At 69.5% G+C, this 13418-nt stretch carries 15 protein-coding genes; 1 reads left to right on the top strand and 14 read right to left on the bottom strand.

The window, feature by feature from the left end; genetic code table 11:
- Window positions 1-13: 13 nt before the first annotated feature.
- The 6 genes from ACFPZ3_RS58385 to ACFPZ3_RS58360 are packed head-to-tail and all read right to left on the bottom strand — an operon-like array spanning window position 14 to window position 5879.
- Window positions 14-961, bottom strand: a complete 948-nt coding sequence (locus ACFPZ3_RS58385) for a hypothetical protein (protein ID WP_379523098.1) — start codon at window positions 959-961, stop codon at window positions 14-16.
- A complete protein-coding gene (locus tag ACFPZ3_RS58380; RefSeq protein ID WP_379523097.1) occupies window positions 961-2235 on the bottom strand; it encodes a DUF4910 domain-containing protein in 1275 nt (424 codons plus the stop codon). The genes ACFPZ3_RS58385 and ACFPZ3_RS58380 overlap by 1 nt, the downstream gene beginning before the upstream one ends.
- Window positions 2232-3251: an NAD-dependent epimerase/dehydratase family protein gene (locus tag ACFPZ3_RS58375; RefSeq protein WP_379523096.1), complete on the bottom strand. Its 1020-nt coding sequence runs from the start codon at window positions 3249-3251 to the stop codon at window positions 2232-2234. Before ACFPZ3_RS58375 ends, ACFPZ3_RS58380 begins: the two co-directional genes overlap by 4 nt.
- 5 nt (window positions 3252-3256) lie before the next feature.
- Window positions 3257-3907: a PIG-L deacetylase family protein gene (locus tag ACFPZ3_RS58370; protein WP_379523095.1), complete on the bottom strand. Its 651-nt coding sequence runs from the start codon at window positions 3905-3907 to the stop codon at window positions 3257-3259.
- Window positions 3904-4680: a glycosyltransferase family protein gene (locus tag ACFPZ3_RS58365; RefSeq protein WP_379523094.1), complete on the bottom strand. Its 777-nt coding sequence runs from the start codon at window positions 4678-4680 to the stop codon at window positions 3904-3906. Before ACFPZ3_RS58365 ends, ACFPZ3_RS58370 begins: the two co-directional genes overlap by 4 nt.
- Entirely contained in the window at window positions 4677-5879 is a 1203-nt protein-coding gene (locus ACFPZ3_RS58360; protein ID WP_379523093.1) for a class I SAM-dependent methyltransferase, read from the bottom strand. Before ACFPZ3_RS58360 ends, ACFPZ3_RS58365 begins: the two co-directional genes overlap by 4 nt.
- 59 nt (window positions 5880-5938) lie before the next feature.
- On the opposite strand from ACFPZ3_RS58360, the gene ACFPZ3_RS58355 reads away from it, so the two are divergent.
- Complete coding sequence (locus ACFPZ3_RS58355) at window positions 5939-6517, top strand: dTDP-4-dehydrorhamnose 3,5-epimerase family protein (protein WP_379523092.1); 579 nt, start codon at window positions 5939-5941, stop codon at window positions 6515-6517.
- Here ACFPZ3_RS58355 and rfbD read toward each other — a convergent pair.
- The 8 genes from rfbD to ACFPZ3_RS58315 form a co-directional block, all read right to left on the bottom strand.
- A complete protein-coding gene (gene rfbD, locus ACFPZ3_RS58350) occupies window positions 6499-7350 on the bottom strand; it encodes a dTDP-4-dehydrorhamnose reductase (protein ID WP_379523091.1) in 852 nt (283 codons plus the stop codon). The genes ACFPZ3_RS58355 and rfbD overlap by 19 nt on opposite strands.
- Window positions 7351-7379: 29 nt before the next feature.
- Entirely contained in the window at window positions 7380-8306 is a 927-nt protein-coding gene (gene rfbB / locus ACFPZ3_RS58345) for a dTDP-glucose 4,6-dehydratase (RefSeq protein ID WP_379523090.1), read from the bottom strand.
- On the bottom strand, window positions 8303-9370 hold the full coding sequence (locus ACFPZ3_RS58340) for a glucose-1-phosphate thymidylyltransferase (protein WP_379523089.1): 1068 nt from the start codon (window positions 9368-9370) through the stop codon (window positions 8303-8305). The genes rfbB and ACFPZ3_RS58340 overlap by 4 nt, the downstream gene beginning before the upstream one ends.
- 2 nt (window positions 9371-9372) lie before the next feature.
- A complete protein-coding gene (locus tag ACFPZ3_RS58335) occupies window positions 9373-10827 on the bottom strand; it encodes a sugar transferase (RefSeq protein WP_379523088.1) in 1455 nt (484 codons plus the stop codon).
- A 269-nt stretch (window positions 10828-11096) separates the two neighbouring features.
- Window positions 11097-11447: a hypothetical protein gene (locus ACFPZ3_RS58330; protein WP_148433120.1), complete on the bottom strand. Its 351-nt coding sequence runs from the start codon at window positions 11445-11447 to the stop codon at window positions 11097-11099.
- A 47-nt stretch (window positions 11448-11494) separates the two neighbouring features.
- Window positions 11495-12127 carry a GntR family transcriptional regulator gene (locus tag ACFPZ3_RS58325; RefSeq protein ID WP_379523087.1) on the bottom strand — a complete coding sequence of 211 codons (633 nt, stop codon included), beginning with the start codon at window positions 12125-12127 and terminating at the stop codon, window positions 11495-11497.
- Window positions 12124-12996, bottom strand: a complete 873-nt coding sequence (locus tag ACFPZ3_RS58320) for a DMT family transporter (RefSeq protein WP_379523086.1) — start codon at window positions 12994-12996, stop codon at window positions 12124-12126. The genes ACFPZ3_RS58325 and ACFPZ3_RS58320 overlap by 4 nt, the downstream gene beginning before the upstream one ends.
- Window positions 12997-13036: 40 nt before the next feature.
- The gene (locus ACFPZ3_RS58315) at window positions 13037-13414 is read right to left on the bottom strand and encodes a hypothetical protein (protein ID WP_379523085.1); all 378 of its coding nucleotides are present in this window, start codon (window positions 13412-13414) and stop codon (window positions 13037-13039) included.
- Window positions 13415-13418 lie beyond the last annotated feature (4 nt).

The raw sequence follows: 13418 nt of genomic DNA, 5'->3' as shown, positions 1-13418 counted from the left end.
TTCACGAGGACGCTTAAGAGACGCGCTCCAGCCAGATCTCCCGCCAGAACGGCACGAACTCGCGTGGGCAGTTGAGGCTGTGCACCCCCTCGCACACGACCTCCTCCAGCACGATGCACGGGTTCTTCATCTGCAACATCTCGCCGGTCTTCTCATCGATGCAGCGCTCGACCCTGGCCTGCACCCGCGCCGTCTTTCCGCAGTAGCGCGCCATCTCCTGCTCGAAGCCCATGCCGCGGTTGAGCAGGTCGCCGTTGAGCGTGTCGAGGATCTCCTCGCGGGGCTTGACCCGTACGAGCTCGCCCGGGCGCAGGTCGAGGCTCTGCGCGGGCGTCTTGCCCGTCACGCGGCCCCGCAGGAAGCCCCACGGCAGCCCGCCCCTGATCCACAGCGGCCTGGGCAGCACGCGCTTGGCCACGCTCTGCAGCCGGTTGAACAGGCCGATGGCCAGGCCCTGCACGGTCTTGAGCAGGCCGACGTTGCCCGAGCGCACGTCCGTGACGTACTGGTTGACGTTCTTGAACGGCAGGCAGGCCGGCGCGGCCCGCAGCAGCTCGGTGGCCTGGCAGGAGAAACGTTCTTCCTCGACCGGTTTGCGGGTGTTGATCTGGAGGAGGGGCAGCAGCCGCGCGTCCTGCGGCGCCGGCGTGGGCGCTCCCTCCACCCGCCTGACCCAGGCTTCCTTCCAGTACATGGAGCAGGCGGTCTGGCAACCACCGTGCGCGGAGCCGTCACAGCGGGCTCCGGTCAGGTGCACGGCGGACTCCATCTTGCGCAGGCCCGTCCGGGTCTGGGTGTCGCAGAGCTTGTGCGCCACCTTGTGCACGGTGAGCCGTTGACCGCAGTAGGCCAGCATCTCCGGCATGAAGGGCAGCCCGTCGAGCTCGCCCCGCTCGTCCAGCGTCGCGAGGATCTCCCCTTCGCCCCGTACTTCCACCAGGTCCCCGACCCTGAGGTTCATCACGCGATCTCCTTGACCAGTCCGGCCGCTGACAGTGCCCGCGCCGCGTCCTCCAGCGCCGCGAACGGCATGTGCGCGCGCTGGGCGATGTCGAGCAGGCTGTGCTCCCCGTCGGACAGGTTCAGCACCCATAACATCGCCATCTGCGCCTGTTTCGTGTCGCTCCGCCCGCCGAGCGATCCGTAGAGCCCGCGTCTGCCGAGCTGCGGCTCCCCGTACGGGCTGAGGTTGAGATAGCTGCGGTTGCCCTCCAGGACCCTGGTGACCTGCCAGAGCGTCTCCAGCGTGTCGGACAGGGCCGCCGGGGTGACGAAATCCGGGTTGTCCCCCGAGGTGTGATATTCCGGGTATCCGGCGTACGGCGTCCTGGTCAGGCTGCCGACCGGCAGGTTGAAGCCCGGTGAGCAGAACTGCCGCTCGTCGTACCCGTACGGCGAGAACGGCAGCACGTCATGCGGCCGGTCCGCCAGCACGTGGGTGACCGCCCGGTCGATCTCCGCGTCGTCACGACGGCTCCTCTTGTACGTGAGCCGCCCCGGATCCCCCGCGCAGGCCAGCGTGAGCCCGTGCCTGACCCGCCCGGCACGCTCCCGGTTACGCGCCAGCCACGTGATGGCCCCGATCGTGCCCGGCGCGAACAGGAACCGGTAGGTGAGGCGCGGCCTGCCCAGCCGCCCAGTCAGTCGCCGCGCCAGCGCGGTCGCCACGGCGATCCCCGCGAGGTTGTCATTGGCCAGCGACGGATGGCACACATGGCAGGAGATCAGCACCTCCTCCTCGCTGAGCCCGGGCACGACGTGCTCGGCGTAGGTCAGGTGCCCGTCCGCCAGCGTCGAGTCGATCACCACCTCGTACGGCCCCTCGCCCATCCCGTCGAGCGTGCGCTGGCTCAGGCAGAACCCCCACGTCCGCGCGTAGTAGGAGGTCCGGTACGGCACCAGCTCCGGCTGCTCCGGCAACGTGTGCAGGTGCGGCCGCAGCTCCTCCAGCGTCATCACGGCGTCGACCGGCACGCTGTAGCCCACCACGTGCAGGTTCGACCGCCGGAAGTCCACCACCCTGGCCCCGGAGGCGTCCTTGATGTAGGCGTCGCGGATGTTCCACTCCTTGGGCACCGTCCAGTCGAGCACCTCCGTCCCGGTCGGCACCTCGTGGACCGCCAGCTCCAGGTGCTCCCCGACGATGTCCAGCGTGGCCCGCACGCCGTCGCCCGTGATGGAGCGGCACAGCGGATAGAGCCGCTCCACCAGGGCGTGCATCTCCTCCCCCGTCACGTCCTCAGCTCCGCGGAGACCGTGCCCGCCTCGCGCCGGTCCGCCAGCCAGGCCAGCCGCGTGAAGCGCTGCCGGAAGTCCTCCGCCGTCAGCCCGTGCGCGCGGTAGGCGTCGGCCAGCTCAACGGCCCCCTCCTTGACCGACCAGCGGGCGTGGTAGCCGGGCAGTGCCCGCCTGATCCGGTCGAACGAGACCCGGTAGGACCGCGGGTCGGCGCCGGTCTCCCCGGTGATCAGCAGCTCGGACCCGGGCACCGCCGCCACGACGTGCTCGGCGATCTCGGCCACGGTCAGGTTGTTCTGCTCGCCGCCCACGTTGAACGCCTTGGCGTGCACGGCCTCGCGCGGCGCGGTCAGCGTGGCCAGGAAGGCGTCGGCGATGTCGGCCGCGTGCACCAGCGGGCGCCACGGGGTGCCGTCGGACAACACGCGGACCTGCCCGGTCAGGTGGGCGTGGCCGACGAGGTTGTTCAGCACGATGTCGGCCCGCAGCCGGGGCGAGAAGCCGAACGCGGTCGCGTTGCGCAGGAACACCGGCGTGAAGTCGCTGTCGGCCAGCGCGATCAGCTCGTCCTCCACGCGTACCTTCGACTCCGCGTACGGGGTGACCGGGCGCAGCGGCGCGTCCTCGTCGAGCAGGTCGTCACCCCCGGAGGCGCCGTACACCGAGCACGTGGAGGCGTACAGGAAGCGGCGCACCCCCGCCTCGCGCGCCAGCCTGGCCAGGCGGACGGAGGCGTGATGGTTGATGTCGTAGGTCAACTCGGGTGCGAGAGCTCCCAGGGGGTCGTTCGAGAGCGCCGCCAGGTGGATCACCGCGTCGAAGCCTTCGAGCAGGTCCGCGGGCACGTCGCGCAGGTCCATGCGGTGGCCGGGCGGGTCGTCCGGCTGCGGGCCGAGCACGCAGGCGGCGAAGAGCCCGGAGTCCAGGCCCGCCACCTCGTGGCCGGCCAGGGCGAGCGCCGGCGCCATGACGGTGCCGAGATAGCCCTGGTGCCCCGTGAGCAAGACACGCATATCGATCAGCCTCCAGCTAGGTCCAGCGCGAGTTTGTGCAGGTAGAAGGCCTCCGCGTAGCGTGCGTGGCACTCGATGCCGCGGATCCTGGCCAGCCCGAGGAAGGCCTCCCTGTCGAACCAGGGCCGGTGCCGCTGCGAGGGATAGTGCTCCCAGAGCAGGTTGACCTTGCGCTCGGCCAGCGCCAGGTCGAGCGGCTGGTAGGCGTTGGGCCGCCCCATGTCGCCGTCCCACTTGAGAATCTCGTAACCCAGCGTGAGGTGGTCGCGGAAGACGGTGGGCACCAGCTCGGCCAGCCCCCGGTGGTCCTGGTGCGCGTCGTCGCGCTGGGGCGCCAGGATGAGGTCCGGCTCACTGCGCAGCCGCAGTTCCTCCACGGCGGACTTGGCCTCGTCCCAGTGGGCCGGCAGCCGCCCGTCGGGCACCTTGGCCACGCTCACCCGCAGGTCGGCGTCGGGGCAGAAGGCGTCGAGCGCGGTCCGTTCCTCCTCCTCGCGCGCGGTCCCGCCGCCGGACAACACCAGCGCGTCCACCTGGAGGCCCGGGTGCGCCGTGCACATGACGAGCAGCGTGCCGCCGGCGCCGATCGCGAGGTCGTCGCAGTGCGCGGCGAGCACGGCGATCCTGCGCAGGCCGCTGGGGAAGAGCCGGTTCACACCCGCTCCCACAGGGCCCACGGGCGCACGCCGCGCGAGTACGCCTTGTCCAGCTCCATGCGCTGGTTGACGGTGTCCGTCGGCCGCCAGTAGCCCCGGTAGGGGTAGGCCATGAGGCGCCCGCGCTTGGCCAGCTCCTTGCAGCCGTCCACGAGCAGGTCACCGTTCTCGGGGATGTGGTCGAAGATTTCCTGACGTAAGACGAAATTTCCCCCATTTACCCATAAGGGCATTTCGGTGACCGCGGTGATCTGCCCGACCAGGCCGTCCTCCGCGATCTCCACGCAGTGGAACGTGCCCGGCGGCGGCACGGCCATCAGCGCGCCCCCCACCCCCGACGCGGTGAACCTGTCGATGATCTCCGGCAGCGGTGCGTCCGTGAGCACGTCGGCGTAGTTGGCCAGGAACATCTCCTCGCCGTCGAGGTGCTCGCGGACGCGGCGCAGCCGCTCGCCGATGGACGAGCCCATCCCGGTGTGGATGAACGAGATCGTCCAGTCGGAGATGTCCGTGGCCAGCAGCTCGACGTCGCCGTGGCGCAGGACGAAGTCGTTGGAGGCGGTCTCCTCGTACCGGAGGAAGAAGTCCTTGATCTGGTCGGCGCCGTAGCCGAGACAGAGCACGAACTCCTTGTGACCGAAGTGCGCGTAGTAGCGCATGACGTGCCAGATCAGCGGCCTGGGGCCCACGAGCTGCATCGGCTTCGGGACGTCGCCGGGCGCGCCCGTGCGCATGCGGGTGCCGTACCCACCGCAGAAGAGGACGACCTTCACACGACCTCCAGCGTGGGGATGGGGAAGACCAGCCGGCCGCCCCAGTCGCGGATGTAGGAGAGCTGGTCGACCAGCTCGTCTCGCAGGTTCCATGGCAGGACGAGGACGTAGTCGGGCCGGTCGGCGGCGATGCGCTCCGGCCCGAAGATCGGGATGCGGGCACCCGGGGTGAACTTCCCGTGCTTGTACGGGTTGCGATCCACGGTGTACGTCAGCAGGTCCGGCCGGATGCCACAGTGGTTGAGCAGCGTGTTGCCCTTGCCGGGAGCCCCGTACCCGACGACGGTGCTGCCTTCCTCGGCCGCGCCGACCAGAAACCCCAGCAGGTCGCGCCGCACCCTGGCCACCCGCTCGGTGAAGTCGATGTAGCCGGAGATCTCGTGCAGCCCGGCGGCCTTCTCCATCGCCAGCACGTCGGACACCCGCTGCGACGGCGTCCCCGACGGGCGCGCCCACAGCCGGATGGAGCCGCCGTGCGTGGTCAGCAGCTCCACGTCCACCAGCGTCAGCCCGCCGCCGGCCAGCGCCCGCTGCGCGGAGGCGACCGTGTAGTACTGGAAGTGCTCGTGGTAGATCGTGTCGTACTGGTTGAGCTGCATCAACGTCAGCAGGTGCTGCACCTCGACCGAGACCCAGCCGTCGTCGGCGACCAGCGTGCGCAGCCCCTCGGTGAAGCCGATCACGTCCGGGATGTGCGCGTAGACGTTGTTGGCCACCACGTAGTCGGCCCTGCCGTGCTCCCGCACGACCTCCCGGGCACTGTCAGGGGTGAGGAAGGCCGTCACCGTGGGCACGCCGCGCTCCCTGGCGGCCTGCCCGACGTTCACCGACGGCTCGATGCCCAGGCAGCGCGCGCCCCGGTCCACCACGTGCCGCAGCAGGTAGCCGTCGTTGCTGGCCACCTCCACCACGAACGAGTCGGGCCGCAGGTCGAGCCCGGCCACGAACGAGCGGGCGTGCTCCACCCAGGAGGCGGAGTAGGAGGAGAAGTAGGCGTAGTCGGTGAAGGTGTCCTCAGGGGTGATCAACGGCGGGATCTGCGCGAGCCAGCACGAGGTGCACACGCGCAGGTGCAGCGGATAGGTCACCTCCGGCTCGTCGAGCTGCTCCCGGGTGAGGATGCGCTCACAGGGCGGCGTGGCCCCCAGGTCCACCACACCGGCGAGGTCGGTCGAGCCGCATAACCGGCAAGTCGTCATTTGCACGCTCCAAGAGATTGATATTTCGCCGGGACCGGTGATCTCGTTACTGTCGGATCATGGATCCCCTCGGCATCGACGGCGCCTGGCGCCACACGCCGCACGTCCACGCCGACCCCCGCGGCTCGTTCTTCGAGGCCTTCCGCGCCGCCGACCTTCCCCGGCGGTTCGACCTGGCCCAGGTCAACTGCTCCGTCTCGGCCCATGGCGTGCTGCGGGGCGTGCACTTCGCGGACGTCCCGCCCGGACAGGCCAAATACGTGATGTGCGTGTCCGGCAGCATCATGGACGTCGTCGTGGACCTCCGCGTGGGCTCGCCCACCTTCGGCCGGTGGGAGGCCGTGCGGCTGGACGACGAGACCCGCGTCGCCCTCCTCGTCGCCGAGGGGCTCGGGCACGCGTTCATGGTGCTCAGCGAGCAGGCCACGGTGGCCTACCTGTGCTCGCAGCCCTTCGCGCCGGGCCGCGAGCACGGGGTGAACCCGCTCGACCCGGCCCTGGCGATCGACTGGCCGGCCGGCGTGGAGCCGGTGTTGTCGGAGAAGGACGCCAAGGCGCCCACCGTCGAGGAGGCGCGCAGGGCCGGGCTGCTGCCCGGCTACGAGACGTGCCGGGAGTTCTACGCCACGCTGCATTGACGGCTCCTCGCCAGGAGGGGCCAGGCCGCGTGCAGCGCCGCCTGCCAATGCCTGATCGGCTCCCACCGCGTGTGGGCCAGCAGGCTGTTGGCGGGCCTCTTGGCCAGGCGGGGGAAGGCGGAGGTCTGTACGGCGCGCACCCGGTCCGGGTCCTCGCCGAGCAACCGGAAGATCTCCCTGGCGAAGCCGCACCAGGTCGTCTCCCCCGCGCTCGTGCCGTGGTAGACGCCTGGCGGCAGGTCCGACTGCGCCAGCCGCACGAGGTAGTCGGCCAGGTCGGCGCTCCACGTCGGCTGGCCGAGCTGGTCGTCCACCACGTCCAGGGTGTCCCGCTCCGCGGCCAGCCTGATCATCGTGCGCGCGAAGTTGGCGCCGTGCGCGCCGTACAACCAGGCGCTGCGCACCACGTAGTGCCCGTGCTCCAGCGCCGCCTGCTCACCCGCCAGCTTGGTCCTGCCGTACGCGTTCACCGGCGCGGGCAGATCGTCCTCGCGGTACGGCTCGACCCCCATCCCGTCGAAGACGTAGTCGGTGGAGACGTGCACGAGCCGGGCCCCCACCCGGTCGCACGCCTCGGCCAGCCAGCGCACGGCGTCCCCGTTGATCGCCAGCGCGTCGGCCTCGTGCGCCTCGGCGTCGTCCACCGCGGTCCAGGCGGCGCAGTTGACCACGGCCCTGGGCCGGTAGGCGGAGACGAAGTCGTGCACCGCCCGCCGGTCACGCACGTCGAGCTCGCCGCGGCCGAGCGCGAGCACGGGCTGGCCGGTCAGCGCGGTACGGTCGAGGACGTCGGCGGCGAGCATGCCACCGGCCCCCGTGATGAGCCACCTCATGCCGCCTCCAGGCATAAAAGGACGGTCACTTACCTCGCCCACCAGTCGCGGTGGTCGGCGTACCAGCGGACGGTGTCCTTCAGCCCCTGCCCGAACGGGATCTCCGGCCGGTAGCCGAGGGCGCGCAGCTTGGAGTCGTCCAGCGAGTACCTGCGGTCGTGGCCCTTGCGGTCGGCGACGGGCTCGACCAGATCCCAGTCCCGTCCGCAGGCTTCGAGCAGGCGTGTGGTGAGCTCCTTGTTGGTCAGCTCGGCCGTGCCCGCGATGTGGTAGACCTCCCCTGGCTCACCCTTCTCCGCGACCAGGCGGATGCCCGCGCAGTGGTCCTCGACGTGGATCCAGTCCCGTACGTTGCCGCCGTCCCCGTACAACGGGATCTTCCTGCCGAGCAGCAGGTTCGTGATGAACAGCGGGATGACCTTCTCGGGGTACTGCCGGGGCCCGTAGTTGTTGCCGCAGCGGGAGATCGAGACGTTCAGCCCGTAGGTGACCGCGTACGCGCGGGCGATCAGGTCGCCGCCCGCCTTCGAGGCCGCGTACGGCGAGCGCGGCCGCACCGGCGCGGCCTCGTCCCAGGACCCGATGTCGATCGACCCGTACACCTCGTCGGTCGAGACCTGCACCACCTTCGGCACCCCGGCCTCCAGGCACGCCTGGAGCACCGTCTGGGTGCCGAGGGTGTTGGTGCGCATGAACTCGGCGGCGCCCTCGATCGAGCGGTCCACGTGCGACTCGGCGGCGAAGTTCACCACGAGGTCGTGGCCGGGGACGACCTTGGCGAGCAGGTCGGGATCGCAGATGTCCCCGTGCACGAACTCGTGGCGCACCCCGTCGAGGTTGGCGCGGTTCCCGGCGTACGTCAGCTTGTCCAGGACGGTGATGTACGCGTCATTGAGGGTCCGGACGAAGTGGGAGCCGATGAACCCCGCGCCACCCGTCACCAGAATTCTTGTCATGAGCTGATCTGTACCTTGCTGTGATCGCCCAGTACGAGACGGTGGGCTTTGGGCGTGTTGGGGGCTGGGGTGACCTCGACGTCGTGCCCGATCAGCGACGACTCGATGCGGCCCACCCCGGCGATGGAGGCCCTGGGCAGCACGATCGAGTACTCGATCTCGCTGCCGATGATGGCGCAGGACGCGCCGATCGAGGTGTAGGGGCCGATGTAGCTGTCCTGGATCCGCGATCCCGCGCCGATGACGGCCGGGCCGACGACGCGCGAGCGCTCGACCACGGCCTCCGGCTCGACGACGACGCGGCCGATGAGCTCGCTGACCGCGTCCACCTTCCCCTCGATCAGGGGCTCGACGGACTCCAGGACCAGCCGGTTGACCTCCAGCATGTCGGTGACGTTGCCGGTGTCCTTCCAGTAGCCGGAGATCACCGAGGACTCGACGCGTAACCCCGCCTCGATCAGCCACTGGATCGCGTCGGTGATCTCCAGCTCGCCCCGCCACGACGGTTTGAGCTCGGCCACCGCCTCGTGGACGGCCGCGCTGAACAGGTAGACGCCGACGAGCGCGAGATCGCTCTTGGGCCGCGCGGGCTTCTCCTCCAGCCCGATCACGCGCCCCTCGACGTCCAGCTCGGCGACCCCGAACTGGCGCGGGTCGGCGACCTCGGTGAGCATGATCTGGGCGGCGGGACCCTCCCTGGTGAACCTTTCCACCAGGTCGTTGATGCCGCCCACGATGAAGTTGTCGCCGAGGTACATGACGAAGTCCTCGTCGCCCAGATACTCGCGGGCGATCAGCACACCGTGGGCCAGCCCGAGCGGCGCCTCCTGCCGCAGGTAGGTCACCTGCAGCCCGAACGCCGAGCCGTCTCCCACGGCCGCCTCGATCTCGGCGTGCGTGTCCCCGACCACCAGGCCCAGCTCCGTGATCCCCGCCGCGGCGATGGCCTCCAGGCCGTAGAACAGGACCGGTTTGTTCGCGACCGGAACCAGTTGCTTGGCCGAGGTGTGCGTGATGGGTCGTAGCCGTGTGCCCGACCCCCCGGCGAGCACGAGTGCTTTCACCGCTAATACGCCCCTTCTCCACGGGTGACTACGGACCAGGTCTTCCACAGGATCTGCAGGTCGAGGATGAGCGACCAGTTCTCCACGTACCGCAGGTCGAGGCGTACGGATTCCTCCCACGTGAGGTCGGAGCGCCCGCTGACCTGCCACAGGCCGGTCATACCCGGCTTTACCACCAGGCGGCGGCGGACGTCTATGCCGTACGCGGCGACCTCTTCCGGCAGTGGTGGGCGTGGGCCGACGAGGGACATCTCGCCACGGAGGACGTTGAGCAGTTGCGGCAGCTCGTCCAAGGAGTATTTCCGCAGGAAAGCGCCTACCCTGGTGATCCTTGGATCGTTCCTAATCTTGAAGAGCACCCCGTCGAACTCGTTCGCTTCGAGTAACGCGCCCTTGAGAAGTTCCGCATCAACCACCATCGTACGAAATTTCACGACACGGAACTCTTTGTCGCCTTTGCCGACTCTGATCTGGTGGAAGAGGGCCGGCCCGGGGCTCGTCATGCGGATCAGCCCCGCGATCGCCAGCAGCGGCAGCGCCAGGACCAGCAGCGCCATCCCCGCGCCCAGGCGGTCGAACACGGTCTTCACGAACTGCCGCATGCCATCGAACTCGGGATGTTCCACGTGGAGCAGCGGCATCCCGGCCACCGGCCTGATGCTGATGCGCGGCCCGGCCACGTCGAGGAGCGCCGGCGCCACGAACAGATCGGTGCGCGCCGACTCCAGACTCCAGGCCAGCCGCCGCAACGCGGCCCCGTCCAGTTCGGGACAGGCCAGCACGGCCACGGCGTCCGCCTGCTCCCGCTCGACCACGCTCGCCACGTCGCCGAACGACCCCAGCACCGGTATGCCGTCCAGGTCGACGTCGATCGCGTTGTCGGGAAGGCAGGCTCCCACCACCTGCATTCCGTGATAGGGCTGGCGCCTGAACTGGATCACCAGGTCGAGGATCGACTCCCGGTGCCCGACCGCTATGACCTGGCGCATGTAGTCGCCCACCGCTCTCCTACGGTGGAGCCGTTTGCGCATCCGGTAGCGGTAGTAGAGCGTGGCCGACAAGGCCAGCGGCAGTATCGCCATCACGAAGCTCCGCGCGATCGCGGTCTGCGTGGCGTAGGCCATGATGGCGACGGTGGCCATCAGGCCGATGCCGCCGTTGAAGACCGCTTTGAACTCCTCCGTTCCTTCGCCGTTGGCGCGTTGGCGGTACGCGCCGCCCATCATGAGCGCGATGGGCCAGGCGATGACGAGGCCGAATCCCAGTACGTACTCGGCCAGTGGTATGTACGCGCCGGTAATCAGCCGGACGCCCAGCACGCAGACGCATGCGAGCAACGCGCACATCGTGTCCCCGGATAACAGGAGCCGTAAGTACGCCCGCGTCCAGATGCTCGACGCGCGGCGCGGCACGGCCTCGAGGAGCACGACAGTGGACTCCCCAGTCCCCACCCTCATAGCACCACCCTGATGACTGTGTGCATCGCAGATAACAGGACGTTCCTTGCACCACATGGGTTGACATGACCCACGTATCAACAAGGGCGGCGGCCCCCACTAAAGAGTAAAGATCGATTCCAGCATGGGGAATAACGTCATATGTCCACAATCGGACGATAATCGGGCCCTCGGAGGGCTTGACGGAACGGTCCATAAGTGAAGGCAGTTCGCAGGAGGAACAGGCGATTTACTGCGAAATTTCGGCAGGTTACCGTTGCGTGAAGCGACTAGTCGTACTCGAGGTCCGGCAGCGCCGACGGCGGATCCGGGCTACGCCAGACGACCACCACCCCGTCGTGCGCGGAGTCGGCCGCCAAGGTCAACCGGTCGAGGTCAAAGTCGGGCAAGTAGCGCAACCGGGCGAGAAACGTGGCATCCGTGGCCGAACGCGGCACCACGCAGCCTTCGCCGTCACGGTCGAGCAGGATATAGAGGACATCTTCCCCGGATTCGGTGACGACACGGACCTCCACCACGTCCTCCCAGGCGAGGGCTTCGACGCTACCGTCAGCGTAGTGACGAGTGACGCCCTCTTCCGTGACATACACGTAGGAGTCCGGCATCGGGTTGCCGTGCATGGCCGCGATTCTTGCGAGTTACGGGTCGGTCCCGCAAGGGTTCGCGCTCATTGGTGCTCATGCGCTCCCCAGGAGTGGCTGAGATGCGCCGCCACGGCGGCTCTGGCGGCCTCCTCCGGCCCGTTCGCGATGGCGTCGAGCAGCTCCCGATGCTCCCGGATCAACACCTCCCTGTCCTTGTACACCTCCCGCAGCCGCACCAGGCCGAGCCTCGTCTCCGAGGCCAGCACGCCGTAGAGCCGCTCCAGTCGCGGACTGCCGACCGCCTCGATCAGCGCCTGGTGCAGCACCATGTGCTCGGCCACCGTCTCCGACCAGGGCGCGTCGGCGGGCAGGGCGCCCATCCGGTGCAACGCGGCCTCCGCCCCGGCGACCGTCTGCCCGACCACCGCCTGGGCCATAAGGTCCTCCAGGGGGCGGCGGACGTACATGAGATCGTCGAGGTCCGAAAGCGTCACTTCCGGGACATAGGCGCTGCGGTTGCGTTCGCGGCGAAGCACTCCCTCGTTGACCAGGCTCGCCAGCGCCTCCCGCACGGTGGGGCGGGCGACGCCGTACGACGCGGCGATCTCCTGCTCGGGCAGCGCGGTGCCGGGCGGGATCTCGCCGGACAACACCCTGCTGCGCAGGGCGTCGGCGAGCGCGCCGACGGTGGAGACGGGTCTGAGGGGCAACGTCACGGCTGCGACTCTAGCCGCATTTCCGTTGTACGTTCCGGTACGGCCACCGCCACCAGGCTGAGCCCCAGCAGCACCAGCCCGGCGACCGACACCGGGGCCAGCCGCTCACCCAGCACCACCAGCCCGAGCAGCGCGGCCACGGCCGGCTCCGCCAGGGCCAGCGTGGCGGCCGTGGCCACCGGGGTGGTCCGCAACCCCCGCCCGTACAGGAAATAGGACAGCGCGGTGGTCCCCAGCCCCAGGTACAGCACGGCGACCAGCGCCCGGGGCTCGGCGATCCACTCCACCCCGCTCACCACCAGCACCGGCAGCATGATCACCGCGGCCCCGCCGAACATCACGCCCATGACGGCGTTGGACTCGTGCCCCTGACCGATGGCGCGGGCCGCCGTCACGGCGTAGAAGGCGTAGACCAGGCCGCCCAGCAACGCGACGAGCACCCCCGACACCATCCGCTCCCCGGCCTCCGCGCCACCCCCCACGATCAGCGCCGCACACCCGCAGATGGCCGCCGTCGTGGACACGGCCCACCGCCCGCTCGGCCGCCGGCCGTGCAGAACCCAGGAGAGGACCCCCGTGAAGACCGGCCCGCTGCCGATCGCGACGACGGTGCCGATGGCGACCCCCGTACGGCTCACCGCGGCGAAGAAGCAGAGCTGGTAGGCGGCCACCGCGACGGCCCCCAGCAACAACCCCGGTTTGAGCGCCCTTCTGAGACCGCCCCTGGCCACGAACGCCAGCGCGGTCCCCCCGATCACCAGCCGGGCCGCGGCCAGCGCCACGGAGTCGGCGGAGACCAGCAACCCGGCCGTCCCAGCGGTCCCCCAGAGCACGGCGGCGCCGACGACGGCGAGCGGTCCATTCCTCATGCCGCCATTGTCAGACAACCAGACACCACTTGTCTAGCTGTCAGACAATTTCCTCCAAGAGCCGATCGATCACCCGCGCCGCCGGAGCCGCCACCTCCCCCATGTAGTCGTCGAACACGGCCAGCCCGTCGTGGATCCCCGGCACGCTCTTACGCGGCAGCTCAAGCAGCTTCTCGTCCTCCGCCTCGATCCCGCCCTCCACGTGGAAGGCGCCCCCTGAGGCGACCATGGAGACCTCGAACCGCACCTCGCGCCCGTCGGGCAGCATGAACGTGGCTCCGACGCGGACGCCGGCGGGAGGGAAGAAATAGGAGAAGCGCTCGCTTCTCACGAAGGGATGACGTAACTCCGCAAGAGTCTCCGACGCCCGCCCCAGAGCCGCCAGCAGCCCGACAGCGGCCAGACTCTCGCTGTCCATCCGC

The sequence above is a fragment of the Nonomuraea insulae genome (genome assembly GCF_042656245.1).
The sequence above is the reverse complement of the archived record's forward strand: the minus strand, read 5'-3'. Positions and strand labels throughout refer to the sequence as shown.